Here is a 16,978-nt window from a genome sequence, read left to right as displayed (position 1 = left end):
CCGGCTTCGTGTTAACCTAAAGCCTGTAATGCCTTTTCCAGCGCGCTATGCAACAACTGGCGGTCATGACGATACGGAATATCGCTGGCCTCCAGCACTTCCTGAATCACAATCCGCTCTTTCACCGCCGAGACATCCACTTTGGGCCCGACGATGACCGCATCAATTACCTTTTTACCAACATATTGCTCCATAATTGCCAGCTTGCTTTCCAGCTTCAGATTAGCCGCAGGTAAACTCAATTCACGCCCCAGATTGCCGATATAGACCATCGGCGCTGGCGTGCGGCGTAATGCCTGTGCGATTTCCTTCAGCAGCAGAATTGGCATCAGGCTGGTGTAAAAACTGCCAGGCCCAATAATGATGAGATCCGCTTCACTGATAGCGTGAACCGCCTCACGCGTTGCGGGTACATTCGGCGTTAACAATAACTCTTGAATCGGCGTAGTTAACTGGTCGATATTGACCTCGCCGTAAACTTCATGCCCCTGATCGTCAATCGCCATCAGATCAACAGGATGCTCCGACATCGGAATCAAATGTGCGTCCACTTTCAGCAGATTTCGAATCAGATTGATCGCTTCAAGAGGTCGCACGCTAAGGTGATCCAGTGCCTTCAGCATCAGGTTTCCAAGGTTGTGTCCGGAAAGTTCGCCATTACCGCCGAAACGATATTCAAACATTGCGGAAGCGACGCTGGGTTCAGTTATCAGCTGGTTGAGGCAGTTACGCATATCGCCCCAGGCAATACCGCCTTCTGAGCGGCGAATACGCCCCGTCGAGCCACCGTTATCGGTGGTGGTGACGATACCCGTTAAACGAGAACCCAAAGACGAAAGTGATGAGAGAACGCGTCCCAGTCCATGCCCTCCGCCGAGAGCAACGACACGATCAAGATCAGCCAGCGTACGATTGCGCATATAGTTTCCTGGAGTCAGATTATCCGCGCTACAGTAGCGCAAATTGCGAGGAAACAGCAATTAACCTGCCAATATTGAGGATACAAACTATTTTCTTCTACCTCTAAAGGACGATGCACGCTATGCCTCCCTGATGATGTATATCAAAGTAAAACCGCCATTTTCCCTTATTCTGTAGCGAAATAGCACGATCATGACGCTATATACATGATTACATAGCGAAAGTGTGGATGGTAAAAATCTCATTTACACGCTAGTATCGGCTTAACCACTAAACACTCTAGCCTCTGCACCTGGGTCAACTGATACGGTGCTTTGGCCGTGACAATGCTCGTAAAGATTGCCACCAGGGCGAAGGAAGAAATGACTTCGCCTCCCGTATCTGGAAAGGTGTACATGGCTTCACAACTGACTGATGCATTTGCGCGTAAGTTTTACTACTTGCGCCTGTCGATTACTGATGTGTGTAACTTTCGTTGCACCTACTGCCTGCCGGATGGTTACAAGCCGAGCGGCGTCACCAATAAAGGCTTTCTGACCGTCGATGAAATTCGCCGGGTTACGCGCGCCTTCGCCAGTCTGGGCACCGAAAAAGTCCGTCTGACAGGTGGTGAGCCATCTTTACGCCGCGACTTTACCGATATCATCGCCGCTGTGCGAGAAAACGACGCTATTCGCCAGATAGCGGTCACCACCAATGGTTACCGTCTGGAGCGCGATGTGGCGAACTGGCGCGATGCTGGACTTACTGGCATCAACGTCAGCGTCGACAGTCTGGACGCTCGCCAGTTTCATGCCATTACCGGGCAGGATAAATTCAACCAGGTCATGGCAGGAATCGATGCTGCATTTGAGGCCGGTTTTGAGAAGGTCAAAGTCAATACCGTGCTGATGCGTGATGTTAATCATCACCAGCTCGACACCTTTCTGAACTGGATCCAGCATCGTCCCATCCAGCTGCGTTTCATCGAACTGATGGAAACGGGCGAGGGCAGCGAGCTCTTCCGTAAGCATCACATCTCTGGTCAGGTTCTGCGTGACGAGCTACTGCGTCGCGGCTGGATCCACCAATTACGTCAACGCAGCGACGGTCCCGCGCAAGTCTTTTGTCATCCGGATTACGCCGGAGAGATTGGCCTTATCATGCCGTATGAAAAAGACTTCTGCGCCACTTGCAACCGCCTGCGCGTTTCCTCCATTGGTAAACTCCATCTCTGCCTGTTTGGTGAAGGCGGCGTTAACCTGCGCGATCTGCTGGAAGACGATACCCAGCAACAGGCGCTGGAAGCGCGTATTTCAGCGGCGCTGCGGGAGAAAAAACAGACCCATTTCCTGCATCAAAATAACACCGGTATTACGCAAAACTTATCGTACATTGGTGGCTAAAACGTCAAAAGGAGAGATCAGATGAGTCAGGTAAGCACTGAATTTATCCCGACCCGTATTGCTATTCTTACGGTTTCTAATCGTCGCGGTGAAGAAGACGATACCTCCGGTCACTATCTGCGCGACTCGGCGCAAGAAGCGGGCCATCACGTTGTCGATAAAGCCATTGTGAAAGAAAACCGCTACGCTATTCGCGCTCAGGTATCTGCGTGGATCGCCAGCGACGATGTACAAGTGGTGTTGATTACGGGTGGTACTGGCCTGACGGAAGGAGATCAGGCTCCCGAAGCGCTGCTGCCGTTGTTCGACCGTGAAATTGAAGGTTTTGGTGAAGTGTTCCGGATGTTGTCGTTCGAAGAGATTGGCACTTCCACGTTGCAATCTCGTGCGGTAGCGGGCGTCGCTAACAAAACGCTGATTTTCGCCATGCCGGGTTCGACCAAAGCGTGCCGTACCGCATGGGAAAATATCATTGCGCCGCAGCTGGATGCCCGTACGCGTCCGTGTAATTTCCATCCACATTTGAAGAAATAAGTATGTCGCAACTGACCCATATCAACGCCGCTGGCGAAGCGCACATGGTGGATGTCTCCGCCAAAGCGGAAACCGTGCGTGAAGCGCGCGCCGAAGCCTTTGTCACCATGCGCAGCGAGACGCTGGCGATGATTATTGATGGTCGCCACCACAAAGGCGACGTATTTGCCACTGCGCGTATCGCCGGTATTCAGGCGGCAAAACGCACCTGGGATCTGATCCCGCTGTGTCACCCGCTGATGCTCAGCAAAGTTGAAGTCAATTTACAGGCCGAGCCGGAGCACAATCGGGTACGTATAGAAACCTTATGCCGCCTGACCGGGAAAACCGGTGTCGAAATGGAAGCGTTAACCGCGGCCTCCGTGGCGGCGCTGACCATTTATGACATGTGCAAAGCGGTGCAAAAAGATATGGTGATTGGTCCGGTACGTTTGCTGGCGAAGAGCGGCGGCAAGTCGGGTGACTTTAAGGTGGAAGCGGATGATTAACGTTCTTTTTTTCGCCCAGGTGCGCGAGTTGGTGGGAACAGATGCAACCGAAGTGGCTGCGGATTTCCCAACCGTTGAAGCGTTACGCCAACATCTGGCTGCGCAGAGCGATCGCTGGGCGCTGGCGCTGGAAGATGGCAAATTGCTGGCTGCTGTCAACCAGACGCTGGTGAGTTTTGACCATTCGCTGACTGACGGCGACGAAGTGGCTTTCTTCCCGCCGGTAACCGGAGGTTAAGATGGCAGAAACCAAAATTGTTGTCGGCCCGCAGCCGTTCAGCGTAGGAGAAGAGTACCCGTGGCTGGCTGAGCGTGACGAAGACGGTGCGGTAGTCACCTTTACCGGTAAGGTGCGCAACCATAACCTGGGCGACAGCGTCAAAGCATTAACCCTCGAACACTATCCGGGAATGACAGAAAAAGCACTGGCAGAAATCGTTGATGAAGCGCGTAACCGCTGGCCGCTGGGGCGCGTCACGGTAATTCACCGCATTGGTGAATTATGGCCGGGCGATGAAATTGTTTTTGTCGGTGTTACCAGTGCGCATCGCAGCAGTGCGTTTGAAGCCGGGCAGTTTATTATGGATTATCTCAAAACCCGCGCACCGTTCTGGAAGCGCGAAGCCACGCCGGAAGGCGACCGTTGGGTCGAAGCTCGGGAGAGCGATCAGCAGGCGGCAAAACGCTGGTAGTTTATTGTTAGCCGGATAAGGCACCGCTGCGTCCGGCAATTTCACCGCTCAGTACATGCGTTTACGCTGCGTCGATGCACAGCCTCATCATTTTGCAGTATCCTTAAGATATTCCTTATATCTTCAGGAGAAAGTCATGGACAGATTCCCACGTTCTGATTCAATTGTACAACCCCGGGCTGGCTTGCAAACTTATATGGCGCAAGTCTATGGCTGGATGACCGTTGGCTTGTTGCTGACCGCATTTGTTGCCTGGTATGCGGCTAACTCCGCGGCCGTGATGGAGCTGTTGTTCACTAACCGTGTCTTTTTAATCGGTCTGATCATCGCGCAATTAGCATTGGTTATTGTGTTATCAGCGATGATTCAAAAGCTGAGCGCAGGTGTGACGACGATGCTCTTTATGCTTTATTCGGCGCTGACGGGTCTTACGCTTTCCAGTATTTTCATTGTCTATACCGCTGCTTCTATCGCCAGTACTTTCGTCGTTACTGCCGGGATGTTTGGCGCAATGAGCCTGTACGGTTACACCACGAAGCGCGATCTAAGCGGCTTTGGCAATATGCTGTTTATGGCGTTAATCGGCATTGTGTTGGCATCGCTGGTCAACTTCTGGCTGAAAAGCGAAGCATTGATGTGGGCAGTTACCTACATCGGCGTGATTGTCTTTGTCGGATTGACGGCGTATGACACTCAGAAATTGAAAAATATGGGTGAGCAGATTGATACCCGCGACACGTCGAACCTGCGCAAATATTCCATTCTTGGCGCGTTAACCTTGTATCTGGACTTCATCAACCTGTTCCTGATGTTGCTGCGGATCTTCGGCAACCGCCGTTAATTCTTTTTCACCATCAATATCCCGGCCATGTGTCGGGATTTTTTTTCTTACTAAAAACGACACTTAACAAGTACCAGGTATAAAATATGCCTTATGGACGAGCGGAAGCGTTTTCTGTATCCATAAATGCAAAAGTATTTTGTATGCGTGGTTTTAAATTTATTGATGGTGAATATTAATGTTTTTTCTAAGGACAACTAAAAGAATGGAATCATACTCGCAAAATAGCAATAAATTAGATTTTCAGCACGAAGCCAGGATATTAAACAGCATATGGCTCATTACCGCTTTGGGTTTGGTGGCAACCGCAGGGCTGGCCTGGGGCGCTAAGTATCTCGAAATTACGGCAACAAAATATGATTCACCGCAAATGTATGTTGCTATAGGATTATTATTACTTTCTATGTATGGCTTGAGTAAAGATATCAACAAGATAAATACCGCCATCGCGGGCGTAATATATTTGTTTTTAATCTCTTTGGTGGCGATTGTCGTTGCGAGTTTAGCGCCTGTATCTGCCATTATCGTCGTGTTCAGCACTGCGGGATCGATGTTTTTAATCAGTATGCTGGCAGGTCTATTGTTTAAATTTGATCCTGGTTCTCACCGTTTTATCATTATGATGACGTTGACAGGGTTGGCCCTGGTAATCATCGTGAATGCCACATTAATGAGTGAACGACCCATTTGGGTAATAAGTTGCTTAATGATTGTCTTATGGTCAGGCATTATCTCGCATGGACGAAATAAGCTCCTTGAACTGACAGGAAAAAGCCATAGTGAAGAATTATGGAGTTCGGTTCGTTGTGCTTTTATAGGTGCATTAACACTCTATTACTATTTTATCGGCTTCTTTGGGATTCTTGCCGCTATAGCTATAACGCTTGTCTGGCAAAGGCATACGCGGTTTTTTCATTAGCCGTAAATGCACATACTAAAGAACTTAACTATACTTCACATCGCCGCTTCATTTTTCGCCCGTAGCTTCTTCGCCTGGCTTTCCAGCAACAGGTAACAGATCAGCGCCAGCAGCAGTGGGATAAAGTAATACAGCACACGGTAAGCGAGCAGGGCGGCGATAATTGTGCCTTTGGAGGTATGCTCCCCAGCCAGTAGCGCGATAAACACCGCTTCCAGCACACCAATTCCCGCCGGAATATGCACGATGACGCCAGCAATACTACTAACCAGCAACACGCCCAGTACAAAGAAATAGTTCACGCTTTGACCAAGTAACAGCCAGATAATCGCTCCCATTACCATCCAGTTAACGCTGGAAATCAGCATCTGGGTGAGGGCGAATTTCCACGAAGGCAGCACCAGCTTTTGCCCTTTGATGGTCATATGGCGGTGCTTCGCGAAAGCGCAAAACCACAAATAAACCGCGATAATCATCAGTAAGCCAATACCGAGAATACGCAGCGTAGTTTGATCGACATACCAGTGATCCGGCAACTCCACCACGCCTGCGGTAAAGATAACCCCCGCTAGCAAAATATAGCCTAGCCAGTTGGTGGTAATACTGAGCGAAAAAATCCGCGTAATAGTGCTGCCCGGTAACCCCAGTCGGGAGTACAAACGATAGCGCATACCAATGCCGCCGACCCAGGTACTGAGTGTCAGGTTGAAGGCGTAGCAGATAAACGACACCAGCATCACCTGGCGCTTCGCCAGTTTGTGACCGCAGTAGAAACGGGCGAGCAGGTCGTAGCAACCGTAAATCAGATAACTGACGACCACCAGCCCGACCGCACTAAGCAGCGCAACGCGATTGTAGTCGCGGATGACCTTCCAGACCTCTTCCCAGTCCACTTTTTTGGCGTAGACCACCAGCAACACAATCACCGCGATAAAAAACAGCCAGGTGAGGAGTTTCTTTGCTAAGCGCCAGCGCGGGTGTGATTTACTCATCAGGGTTTTACCCCCGTGTTTTCAGTTTCTACCCGATCCTGCGTTTCCATTGTCGGTTGTGCGGGGGGACCAACCTGCGCCAGACGTGGCGTGTGCGCCGGAAGCCAGCCCACCAGCGCCGGGAAGTGGCGTAAAAAGTGGAACGCCAGCACGCTTTTGGTCAGGTTCCACCAGGTGCGTTTCGGCAGCATGGTCTCATCGACCTGCTGACAATCTGCGGCGATAATGCCGTTCAGATTATCGCGCAGCGTCTGGTTAAAATTACGATCGTGGATGATGACATTTGCTTCGAGATTCAGTGACAAACTGAGCGGATCGAGATTACTGGACCCTACTGTCGCCCAGTGATCGTCCATCAATGCCACTTTGCCGTGGAGCGGGCGGCGGCGGTACTCAAACACCTGAACGCCGCCTTTAACCAGATAGTTATACAGCAAACGTGCGCCGACTCTGACAATCGGCATATCCGGTTCGCCCTGAATGATCAGTTTGATCCGCACCCCGCGCCGTGCCGCTTTACGCAAGGCGTGTAAAAAACGATAGCCGGGGAAGAAGTAGGCGTTGGCGATAATCACTTCCCGCCGCGCCTGAGTGAGCATTTTCAGATAGTGACGTTCGATATCATCGCGATGTTCTTCGTTATCGCGCCAGACCAGCAATACCTGCGCTTCTCCCGGCTGGCGGTTCTCTTCCGCTTTATGATGACGTCGCCACCAGCGTCGCGCCGCGCTCTGTCCTGGCAGGTTTTCCAGCTCAAACTGGAGAATATCTTCGACAATCGGCCCTTCGAGGCGAACCGCGTAATCCTGTTTGGCCTCCGGGCCGTAGCTGGACATATGCTCGGCGGAGTAATTCAGCCCGCCAATAAAGGCGATACGCGCGTCGATCACCACAATTTTGCGATGCATCCGGCGAAACACATTGGTGCGCATACCAAAAAGGCGAGGGCGGGGATCGTAGTAGCGGAACACCACGCCAGCTGCCGTCAGTTCATTGACAAACTCATCGCTGAGATCCGGCGAACCGTAGCCATCCAGCAAGACTTCCGCTTTTACCCCGCGTTGCGCTGCTGCCAATAGCGCCGCATGCAGCTGTTTGCCGACGTCATCCTCAAACCAGATAAACGTTTCAAGAATGATGCGTTCTTGCGCCTCGCCAATCGCCTTAAACACCGCGGGATAATATTGCTCGCCGTTTTCCAGCAACTGGATCTTATTGCCTTCGCGCCAGCTACATTTCATAAATGAATCTCCGCACTTAAAGGGGCATGATCAGAAAGGTGTCGCCATGTCCGCAGCGGCAACGCGGTTGGCGCGCTGGCGCTGGCATTTTTGACGTAGATCCTGTCCAGTCGTAGTAGAGGAAATTGCACCGGAAACGTGCGCGCCGGGCGTCCGTGGGCGCGGGTAAAAATCTCATCCAGCCCGGCCTGCACTTTTAACGGATGATTAGCTTTTTGCCGCCAGTCGTTGAAATCACCCGCTACCAATACCGGTTCGCCGTCCGGTAGCTCATTCACCCATTCGGCGAGCATCGCAAGCTGCGCCTGACGGTGCGCCTCACGCAGGCCCAGATGTACGCACATCACATGAATCGCTTTCCCGGTCATCGGCGGCACAATGCGGCAGTAGAGCACGCCGCGCTTTTCCGCACCATCGACCGAAACATCACGATTCTCATAATGTTCAATGGGATAACGTGAAAGAACGGCGTTACCGTGATGTCCTTCCGGGTATACGGCATTGCGACCGTAGGCGAAATCGCTCCACATGGTGTCGGCGAGAAACTCGTAGTGCGAGGTATCGGGCCAGTTTTCCACATGCAGCGGATGAACTTCGTGCGCGCCCATCACTTCCTGCAGGCAAACAATATCGGCGCTGACGGTACGCACGGCGTCGCGAAGTTCCGGCAAAATGAAGCGTCGGTTAAACGCGGTAAAGCCTTTGTGAATATTGATGGTGAGCACCTTGAACGAAAATTGTTGTGTTTGATCGGGCATAATTTTCCTGTCTTTGCCTCTTATCTCATTGAAATAGTGTAGTCGGCGTCACAAAAAGGTGCGGTCTTACGGAATTTTCCGTAAAGTTCGGTACTCTGAATAAGTAGAGATAAATTCTTCAGGAGAGAAGCCATGAAGTGGCAACAACGTGTTCGTGTCGCAACTGGCCTAAGTTGCTGGCAGATTATGTTGCATTTACTGGTAGTGGCGCTGCTGGTGGTGGGCTGGATGAGTAAAACTCTGGTTCACGTCGGCGTAGGATTATGCGCACTGTATTGTGTCACGGTAGTGATGATGCTGGTGTTTCAGCGCCACCCCGAGCAACGCTGGCGTGAGGTGGCAGACGTGCTGGAAGAGCTGACCACGACCTGGTATTTTGGTGCAGCGCTGATTGTGCTGTGGCTGTTGTCCCGCGTACTGGAAAACAACTTTTTGCTGGCAATTGCAGGGCTGGCAATCCTTGCCGGCCCGGCGGTGGTGTCTTTGCTGGCGAAAGATAAGAAGTTACATCACCTTACGTCTAAACATCGCGTACGCCGCTGACCCTGTCGTGGCCGTTATCACCAGTAGCGGCCACAAACTATTCCACACAATATCCAGACTCGCATCCTTCAAATAAATCTGCTTGGTAATGTCCGTAAAGTGGCGAATAGGGTTAATCCACGTCAGATTTTGCAGCCACATTGGCATGTTTTCCACCGGCGAAACGTAACCGGAAAGGAGAATGGCGGGCATCATAAAGACAAACACGCCGATAAACGCCTGCTGTTGTGTTGAACAGAGTGATGAAATCAACAGACCGAATCCCACCAGTGATAAACCGTAAACCACCATCGTAAAGTAGAACAGCGCCAGCGATCCGGCGAAGGGAATTTGATACGCCCAGATACCAATCGCCAGCACAATGGTGGCCTGGAAGGTGGCGACAATTAATGCCGGTACGGCTTTGCCGATGAATATCTGCCAGGTGGTGAGCGGCGAAACCAGTAACTGATCGAGCGTACCTTGTTCACGTTCGCGGGCGACGGAAAGTGAAGTGACGATCATTACGCCGATAGTGGTGATCATGGCGATCAGCGACGGCACCACAAACCATTTGTAGTCGAGATTCGGGTTATACCAGTTGCGTACCACCAGCTCGCTGTTGTTGGGTTTCGGTTTTCCTTCCAGCAGCTCCTGCTGATAATTTTTGACGATCTGTTGCAGGTAGTTGGCGGCAATTTGCGCACTGTTGGAGTTACGCCCGTCTAGGATCAACTGTAACGGCGCGGTCTGGAAGGTATCCAGTTTGCGCGAGAAGTCAGCCGGGAAACGCACCAGTAGTAACGCCTTTTGTGTGTCGATGGTCGGGCGGATCTCCTGCGGGCTTTTCAGCAGCAGCACATGGGTAAAGGCGCTGGCGCGGGCAAAACGTTGAGTAAGTTCCACCGAATGCTCGCCGTTATCTTCATCGTAGATGGCGATGGTGGCGTTGGTCACTTCCAGCGTGGCGGCGAACGGGAACAGGATCACCTGAATCAGCACGGGTAAAATCAGAATTGCGCGGGTTTGCGGTTCGCGCAGCAGCGACTGCAACTCTTTGCGGATTAACGTCCATAAGCGATGAAACATGCTCTTCTCCCTAATCCAGCCGACGTTTGGTTTTCAGCCACGTCAGGCCGATAAACATCACCGCCGAAGCGATCAAAAACAGCACGTTCACCACCAGTACCACCGGAATATTCCCGGCGAGGAACAGGCTTTGCAGGGTGCTGACGAAATAACGTGCGGGAATAATGTACGTCACCGCGCGGATCACCGCGGGCATACTGTCTATCTGAAATATAAAGCCGGAAAGCATAATCGACGGCAGAAAAGCCGCGTTCAGGGCGACCTGAGCGGCATTGAACTGGTTGCGGGTAATCGTGGAAATCAGCAGCCCCATTCCCAGGGTACTGAGTAAAAACAGGCTGGAGATAAAAAACAGAATCAGCAGCGACCCGCGATACGGCACGCCGAGAATAAACACCGACACCAGCATACACAGCAACATCGCCAGCATCCCGAGAAAGTAATAAGGGATCAGCTTACACAGCAGCAGTTCCGTGCGGGTAATCTCTGTGGAGAGTAACGCCTCCATGGTGCCGCGTTCCCATTCTCGCGCCACCACCAGCGAGGTGAGGATCGCGCCGATGACCGTCATGATAATGGTCACCGCACCGGGGATAATAAAGTGCTGGCTTATTGCCGCCGGGTTAAACCAGTAGCGGGTTTGTACATCAATAAGCGGTTCAAAAGTCTGCCCGTTGTCCTCCGCTCGCTGCATTTGCCAGATCTGCCAGATCCCTTCGACATACCCCTGCACAAAGTTAGCGGTATTCGGCTCACTGCCGTCGGTGATCACCTGAATCGGTGCGGTGGCGTTGGCGCGCTCCATCTGTTCGGCGAAATCCACGGGAATAACCACCAGACCGCGAATTTTCCCCGCCTGCATTTTGGCGATCAGTTCCTGACGGTTATCGCTGATGGTGGCGTCGATGTAGGGCGAACCGGTCATGGTGTGGGTGAAATCCAGCGCCGCTTCGCTACGCTGTTCCAGTAAAATCCCGACGCGCAGCTTGCTGGAGTCGAGGTTAATGCCGTATCCAAAAATAAACAGCAGTAGCAGTGGGATCACTACCGCAATCAGCCAGCTACTCGGATCGCGAACAATCTGCCGCGTCTCTTTGACGCACAGCGCCCGCACGCGACGCCAGGACAGGATCGGATTACTCATTGCTATGCTCCTTATCCCAGTCGTGGATCAACTGAATAAAGGCTTGCTCCATCGTGGGATCGGGTTGCTCATCGTTGGCCGACTGCGCTTTCAAATCGTCCGGTGTGCCGCTGGCGATTAATTTCCCGCGGTACACCAGGCCGATGCGGTCGCAATATTCCGCTTCATCCATAAAGTGGGTGGTGACCATCACCGTGACGCCTTTCTCTACCATACTGTTGATATGTAGCCAAAATTCACGGCGGGTGAGGGGATCAACGCCGGACGTCGGTTCGTCGAGAAACAGAATGTCCGGTTCATGCATCAGCGAACAGGCCAGCGCCAGCCGCTGTTTAAAACCTAATGGCAGTTCATCGGTCGCGTGGGAGGCGATACTTTTCAGGCCGAACGCCTCGCTCATACGGGAGATTTTTTCGTTCTGCGCCCGACCGCGTAAGCCATACACACCAGAGAAAAAGCGTAAATTCTGTTCGACCGTCAGGTTGCCGTAGAGCGAAAATTTTTGCGCCATATAGCCGAGATGCTGGCGCGCTTTACCGGAACTCTCTTTCAGATCCATGCCCAGCACCAGCGCCTGACCAGAGGTCGGTACCAGCAAACCGCACATCATCTTAAAGGTGGTCGATTTACCCGCGCCGTTTGGTCCCAGTAAACCAAAAATCTCCCCGCGTTTAACGGCAAAGTTGACGTGATCGGTGGCGGCAAAATCACCAAATTTCTTGGTTAGTTCCTTCGCTTCGATCACCGTCTCGCCAGGTGTACCTCCTACCGTATGTAATATTGCGCCCAGCGGCGATTCCGAGGTTCCGGCACCGCCCAGCAAATCAATAAATGCATCTTCAAAACGCGGCGTAGTTTCGTTAATGTTGATTTCCGGCATCCCGTCGGCATGGCGAATATCGTCTGGTGTAGCCTCTTTTTTGAGGATCAGACGTACCGATTTCCCCTGAATCATGCCGTCGCTGACCTGCGGCAGTTTCAATGCCCGTTGCAACAGTTTGCGGTTGCCCTCGTGCGGGCTGGTCATCAGAAAGCTGCGTCCGGCCATGGTTTGAGTCAGGGCCGTCGGTTCTCCCTGATACAGCAGCTCGCCTTCGTTCATCAGTAACACGTCACGGCACTGCTCGGCTTCGTCGAGATACGAGGTACTCCAGAGGATTAACATCCCTTCGCCCGCCAGCTCATGCACCATCTGCCACAGTTCGCGCCGTGAGATAGGGTCAACGCCGACGCCGGGTTCATCGAGCAGCAACACTTTCGGTTCGCCTACCAGGGTACAGGCCAGGCCGAGTTTTTGTTTCATCCCACCGGAGAGCTTGCCCGCCAGGCGTCCGGTAAACGGGCCAAGAGATGTAAACTCCAGCAGGCGAGCAAAAGTCTGCTTCCGTGCCTCGCCGGTGACGCTGCGCAAATCCGCGTACAGATTGAGGTTCTCCATCACCGTCAGATCTTCATACAGGCCGAATTTCTGCGGCATATAGCCGAGCACGGCGTGCAGCGCGCCGTCGTTTTTGATCGGATCAAAGCCAATCACCGTGGCACTGCCGCTGTCGGGTTTCAGTAATCCCGCCAGCATCCGCATCAGCGTGGTTTTGCCCGCACCGTCCGGCCCAACCAGCCCCGTCACATAACCGGCGTGAATGGTGCAGTCGAGCGGTGCGACGGCGGGCTTGTCCATGCCCGGAAAGCGTTTTTCCAGGCCGTTCAGCGTGATAACGGCATCATTCATGTCCTGCCTCGTCACCGAATTGCACCGTTACCGGCATTCCCTGGCGTAACGCATCATCGGCGTCGGTCACCACAATACGCAGGCGATAGACGAGGTCGGTACGCAGATCCGGTGTTTCGACGGTTTTCGGGGTAAATTCAGCAGTCGGCGAAACGAAACCAATCTGCCCGTGATACGGTTTGTTCGGACGACCATCGGTATAAAGCAGCACTTTGCGCCCCGGCTGGGCCTGGTCAAGATTACGTTCATCAACATAGGCGCGTACCCACACCGGACGCGTCAGCGAGACGGTAAATACCGTGCCACCTTCATTAAGCACCGTGCCTGGCTCTACCGCGCGCGTTAACAGCGTGCCATCAGACGGAGCGACCAGCGTCGAATCCTGCAAATTCAGCTCCGCCTGCGCCAGTTGCGCCTGCGCTTGTTCGAGGCTGGCTTTCGCCTGGGCGATGTCCTGTTCGCGGTTACCGGAACGGTACTGACGCAATTTATCCTGCGCTGATTTCAGCGTGGCCTGCGCCTGGTCGCGCGAGGAGCGGGCATTTTCCAGATCATTTGCCGAAATGGTGCGGCTTTTCCACAGTCCTTGCTGGCGGTTATAGAAGTTCTGCGCATAGTCATAGGCAGCTTGCGCCTGTTTCACCGCTGCGGCGGCCTGAGCGATTTCTTCGTCGCGATACCCGGCAAGCATCAGGTCATACTGCGCCTGAGCCACCGAAACGCCCGCTTTCGCCTGCATCAGGGCAATCTCATACGGCTTGTGATCCAGTTCGCCCAGCACCTGGCCCGCTTTGATCGCATCACCTTCGTCCACCGCCAGCGACTCAACGCGCCCCCCAACACGGAAACTAAGATTCACCGTACGAATATCCACGTTGCCATACAGCGTCAGGCCGTTATCCTGGCGGCTTTGATACCACCAGTAGCCTCCGGCAACCACGGCGGCAAGTACTACTACCGCCAGTCCGATCACGACAGGTTTTTTCATCACTACAAACTCCTTTGCGATAATCCTTGCAAAATCAGGTCAATATGACAGGTCACCGTCTGGTTAATCAGTTCGGTCTTTTCTTCATCGAACGCGGTCCAGCCGGTACGTAACAAAATGGTTTCTTTGCCAAGACGAAATGCCAGAATCTCACCAATCAACGCATGGGTATGAAGGATCATGCGGGTGTCATTGGCGTCGCAGCCGGTCCAGGCGGCAATCAGGCGTGTAAGGTGGCTGTGTAGCGGACTAATTACCTGTTCGTGCACCAGGTGATAGGCTGCCGTGGGAGAGAGCTGCTCACGGGAGATAAATTTGCTGAGGTTGACGGTGTCATCCTGGGTGAGCAGCTTAATCATGTTCTTGCAGGCGCGAAGGATCAGTTCGCGGATGGCAGCCCGATCCGGCTGTGGTTGTGCGAACAAGCGTTCGGCTTCTTCAGCGTGCGGACGGAACTGCTCGCCAATAAAATCGGCAATCCACTGGGCGCAGGCGAGATACAAATCTTCTTTCGAACCGAAGTAGTAGGTGATGGCAGCGATATTCTGCCCGGCCTGGGCGGCTATCTCGCGGGTGGTGGCGTTCATTCCATATTCACCAAACTGTGCCAGTGCCGCAGCAATCAGCTGTTTTTTCGCCTGTTCACCCTTGATTGTCATGGCAGGATTATTCATCGCACAGTCCATTCTTAATCAAATGATTGATTAAGATTATGACTCCATAGGGGAGTTGTCCAGTATGGCTAAGAATTTTAGCTACGCCAGTCACAGGGATAATTTATGCGCTGCGTCACAAAAACTGCTACACTCCGCTCCCTCATGACATTGTGGTTTTTGTCATTTTCCTTTTCAGTATCTCCCTGAAAACTACACCGGTAACGGTCGGGGCGGTTCGGAGTAGTTATGTCTTTCGATTCTTTGGGTTTAAGCCCTGATATCCTGCGCGCCGTTGCCGAGCAGGGTTACCGTGAACCCACCCCTATTCAGCAGCAGGCGATCCCTGCGGTGCTGGAAGGCCGCGACCTGATGGCCAGCGCCCAGACCGGTACCGGCAAAACAGCGGGCTTTACGCTGCCGTTGTTGCAACACCTGATCACTCGCCAGCCGCACGCCAAAGGGCGTCGTCCGGTACGCGCGCTCATTCTTACCCCGACCCGTGAACTGGCGGCGCAGATTGGCGAAAACGTCCGTGATTACAGCAAATATCTGAACATTCGTTCGCTGGTGGTGTTTGGCGGTGTCAGCATTAACCCACAAATGATGAAGTTGCGCGGCGGCGTTGATGTGCTGGTGGCAACGCCGGGACGTCTGCTGGACCTGGAACATCAAAATGCAGTGAAGCTGGATCAGGTTGAAATCCTCGTCCTTGATGAAGCTGACCGCATGCTCGACATGGGCTTTATCCACGATATCCGTCGCGTGTTAACAAAACTGCCAGCGAAGCGCCAGAACCTGTTGTTCTCCGCGACCTTCTCTGACGATATTAAAGCCCTGGCGGAAAAACTGTTGCACAACCCGCTGGAAATCGAAGTGGCACGCCGCAATACTGCGTCTGATCAGGTGACCCAGCACGTTCACTTTGTCGATAAGAAACGCAAACGCGAATTGCTGTCGCATATGATTGGGAAAGGGAACTGGCAGCAGGTGCTGGTGTTTACCCGTACCAAACATGGCGCTAACCATCTGGCTGAACAGCTTAATAAAGATGGCATCCGTAGTGCGGCGATCCACGGTAATAAATCGCAAGGTGCGCGTACTCGTGCGCTGGCCGATTTTAAATCGGGCGATATTCGTGTACTGGTGGCAACTGACATCGCTGCGCGCGGCCTGGATATCGAAGAGTTGCCGCACGTCGTCAACTATGAGTTACCAAACGTACCGGAAGATTATGTTCACCGTATCGGGCGTACTGGCCGTGCGGCGGCAACTGGCGAAGCATTGTCGCTGGTGTGTGTTGATGAACACAAACTGCTGCGTGATATCGAAAAACTGCTGAAAAAAGAGATCCCGCGCATTGCGATTCCGGGGTATGAGCCGGACCCGTCAATCAAAGCCGAACCGATCCAGAACGGTCGCCAGCAACGTGGCGGCGGTCGTGGACAGGGCGGTGGTCGCGGTCAACAGCAACCACGCCGTGCGGAAAGTGGTGCGAAGTCTGGTAACGCGAAGCCCGCAGAAAAACCGTCTCGTCGTCTCGGCGATGCCAAACCGGCAGGCGAACAACAACGTCGCCGCCGTCCGCGTAAACCTGCCGCTGCGCAGTAATCTTTTATGCCGGGCTATGCCCGGCATGAGACTGATGACAAACACAAAACTGCCTGATGCGCTACGCTTATCAGGCCTACGTGAACTCTGCAATATATTGAATGTGCATGTTTTTGTAGGCCGGATAAGGCGCTCGCGCCGCATCCGGCATTTCACAACAAGCACTTGTCAGCCATTTGCGAGCGCGGCAAAAAGATTTCTCTGTTTTAACGCCCACAAGCCACCCGATGCGTTACTTCTCCGCAGCCAATTGTCCGCGCAACGCCATTAAAAGGTACCCCAGGCGATTCTTGCCCTGACCATTACCGCCATCTCCCCAGTAAGCATCATTTTGCGTATGCTCAACCAGTTTTGCGGACGCGGTTGCCAGCAAGAGTGTACGCAGTTCTGCATGTTGTTCGAATTTAGCGCGAAGCGCTTTACGCATCATCCTGCTGGTTATTGCGAGCCGCTTTCCAGAAACAGAAAAAC

Annotated in this window: 18 protein-coding genes, 1 pseudogene and 1 riboswitch; of the genes and pseudogenes, 9 read left to right on the top strand and 10 right to left on the bottom strand. The window is 52.9% G+C overall.

Annotated elements, in window-relative coordinates:
- Positions 1-11 precede the first annotated feature (11 nt).
- Entirely contained in the window at positions 12-920 is a 909-nt protein-coding gene (yvcK, locus tag HBM92_RS16625) for a uridine diphosphate-N-acetylglucosamine-binding protein YvcK (protein WP_001304790.1), read from the bottom strand.
- A 264-nt stretch (positions 921-1,184) separates the two neighbouring features.
- Positions 1,185-1,329: riboswitch (molybdenum cofactor riboswitch) on the top strand.
- Here yvcK and moaA point away from each other — a divergent pair.
- The 7 genes from moaA to HBM92_RS16590 all read left to right on the top strand — a co-directional run bounded on the left by moaA (position 1,317) and on the right by HBM92_RS16590 (position 5,780).
- Positions 1,317-2,306, top strand: coding sequence for a GTP 3',8-cyclase MoaA (moaA, locus tag HBM92_RS16620; protein WP_001295301.1), 990 nt, complete (start codon positions 1,317-1,319; stop codon positions 2,304-2,306). It overlaps the preceding riboswitch by 13 nt.
- Positions 2,307-2,327: 21 nt before the next feature.
- Positions 2,328-2,840: a molybdenum cofactor biosynthesis protein B gene (moaB, locus tag HBM92_RS16615; RefSeq protein WP_000084632.1), complete on the top strand. Its 513-nt coding sequence runs from the start codon at positions 2,328-2,330 to the stop codon at positions 2,838-2,840.
- A 2-nt stretch (positions 2,841-2,842) separates the two neighbouring features.
- Positions 2,843-3,328 carry a cyclic pyranopterin monophosphate synthase MoaC gene (gene moaC / locus HBM92_RS16610; RefSeq protein WP_000080885.1) on the top strand — a complete coding sequence of 162 codons (486 nt, stop codon included), beginning with the start codon at positions 2,843-2,845 and terminating at the stop codon, positions 3,326-3,328.
- On the top strand, positions 3,321-3,566 hold the full coding sequence (moaD, locus tag HBM92_RS16605; RefSeq protein ID WP_000611261.1) for a molybdopterin synthase sulfur carrier subunit: 246 nt from the start codon (positions 3,321-3,323) through the stop codon (positions 3,564-3,566). Before moaC ends, moaD begins: the two co-directional genes overlap by 8 nt.
- A 1-nt stretch (position 3,567) precedes the next feature.
- Positions 3,568-4,020 carry a molybdopterin synthase catalytic subunit MoaE gene (gene moaE, locus HBM92_RS16600; protein ID WP_000852287.1) on the top strand — a complete coding sequence of 151 codons (453 nt, stop codon included), beginning with the start codon at positions 3,568-3,570 and terminating at the stop codon, positions 4,018-4,020.
- A gap of 136 nt (positions 4,021-4,156) precedes the next feature.
- On the top strand, positions 4,157-4,861 hold the full coding sequence (locus tag HBM92_RS16595) for a Bax inhibitor-1/YccA family protein (RefSeq protein WP_000373624.1): 705 nt from the start codon (positions 4,157-4,159) through the stop codon (positions 4,859-4,861).
- Positions 4,862-5,066: 205 nt separating this feature from the next.
- Positions 5,067-5,780: a Bax inhibitor-1/YccA family protein gene (locus HBM92_RS16590; RefSeq protein ID WP_001298686.1), complete on the top strand. Its 714-nt coding sequence runs from the start codon at positions 5,067-5,069 to the stop codon at positions 5,778-5,780.
- Positions 5,781-5,815: 35 nt separating this feature from the next.
- Here the strand turns inward: HBM92_RS16590 and HBM92_RS16585 are convergent, their stop codons facing one another.
- From HBM92_RS16585 to HBM92_RS16575, 3 genes are read right to left on the bottom strand one after another with little or no spacing between them, the layout of a single operon-like run.
- Entirely contained in the window at positions 5,816-6,772 is a 957-nt protein-coding gene (locus tag HBM92_RS16585; protein WP_000045478.1) for a YbhN family protein, read from the bottom strand.
- Positions 6,772-8,013: a cardiolipin synthase ClsB gene (gene clsB / locus HBM92_RS16580; protein WP_000650340.1), complete on the bottom strand. Its 1,242-nt coding sequence runs from the start codon at positions 8,011-8,013 to the stop codon at positions 6,772-6,774. The genes HBM92_RS16585 and clsB overlap by 1 nt, the downstream gene beginning before the upstream one ends.
- Positions 8,010-8,771, bottom strand: coding sequence for an endonuclease/exonuclease/phosphatase family protein (locus tag HBM92_RS16575; RefSeq protein WP_001113348.1), 762 nt, complete (start codon positions 8,769-8,771; stop codon positions 8,010-8,012). The genes clsB and HBM92_RS16575 overlap by 4 nt, the downstream gene beginning before the upstream one ends.
- Before the next feature lie 132 nt (positions 8,772-8,903).
- Between HBM92_RS16575 and HBM92_RS16570 the strand changes: the two genes are divergently transcribed.
- The gene (locus HBM92_RS16570) at positions 8,904-9,314 is read left to right on the top strand and encodes a YbhQ family protein (protein ID WP_000871982.1); all 411 of its coding nucleotides are present in this window, start codon (positions 8,904-8,906) and stop codon (positions 9,312-9,314) included.
- On the opposite strand, the gene HBM92_RS16565 is transcribed toward HBM92_RS16570, so the two are convergent.
- From HBM92_RS16565 to cecR, 5 genes are read right to left on the bottom strand one after another with little or no spacing between them, the layout of a single operon-like run.
- Positions 9,276-10,382: an ABC transporter permease gene (locus HBM92_RS16565; protein WP_000469033.1), complete on the bottom strand. Its 1,107-nt coding sequence runs from the start codon at positions 10,380-10,382 to the stop codon at positions 9,276-9,278. The two genes, HBM92_RS16570 and HBM92_RS16565, sit on opposite strands and share 39 nt — an antisense overlap.
- A gap of 10 nt (positions 10,383-10,392) precedes the next feature.
- Positions 10,393-11,526 carry an ABC transporter permease gene (locus HBM92_RS16560; protein ID WP_000070131.1) on the bottom strand — a complete coding sequence of 378 codons (1,134 nt, stop codon included), beginning with the start codon at positions 11,524-11,526 and terminating at the stop codon, positions 10,393-10,395.
- The gene (locus tag HBM92_RS16555) at positions 11,519-13,255 is read right to left on the bottom strand and encodes an ATP-binding cassette domain-containing protein (RefSeq protein ID WP_001304787.1); all 1,737 of its coding nucleotides are present in this window, start codon (positions 13,253-13,255) and stop codon (positions 11,519-11,521) included. The genes HBM92_RS16560 and HBM92_RS16555 overlap by 8 nt, the downstream gene beginning before the upstream one ends.
- A complete protein-coding gene (gene hlyD / locus HBM92_RS16550) occupies positions 13,248-14,243 on the bottom strand; it encodes a secretion protein HlyD (RefSeq protein ID WP_001298684.1) in 996 nt (331 codons plus the stop codon). The genes HBM92_RS16555 and hlyD overlap by 8 nt, the downstream gene beginning before the upstream one ends.
- A 2-nt stretch (positions 14,244-14,245) precedes the next feature.
- A complete protein-coding gene (gene cecR, locus HBM92_RS16545; protein WP_001445319.1) occupies positions 14,246-14,917 on the bottom strand; it encodes a DNA-binding transcriptional regulator CecR in 672 nt (223 codons plus the stop codon).
- A 228-nt stretch (positions 14,918-15,145) separates the two neighbouring features.
- Here cecR and rhlE point away from each other — a divergent pair, with 228 nt between their 5' ends.
- The gene (gene rhlE, locus HBM92_RS16540; RefSeq protein WP_000007116.1) at positions 15,146-16,507 is read left to right on the top strand and encodes an ATP-dependent RNA helicase RhlE; all 1,362 of its coding nucleotides are present in this window, start codon (positions 15,146-15,148) and stop codon (positions 16,505-16,507) included.
- A gap of 232 nt (positions 16,508-16,739) precedes the next feature.
- On the opposite strand, the pseudogene HBM92_RS16535 reads toward rhlE, so the two are convergent.
- A pseudogene (locus HBM92_RS16535) lies at positions 16,740-16,937 on the bottom strand (NADAR family protein); the annotation flags it as partial.
- Positions 16,938-16,978: the final 41 nt, after the last annotated feature.

Origin of the sequence: Escherichia sp. E.sYA108 (assembly GCF_011754335.1) — a bacterium.
GTDB lineage: Bacteria > Pseudomonadota > Gammaproteobacteria > Enterobacterales > Enterobacteriaceae > Escherichia > Escherichia coli.
This window is presented reverse-complemented; position numbering and strand designations above follow the sequence as displayed.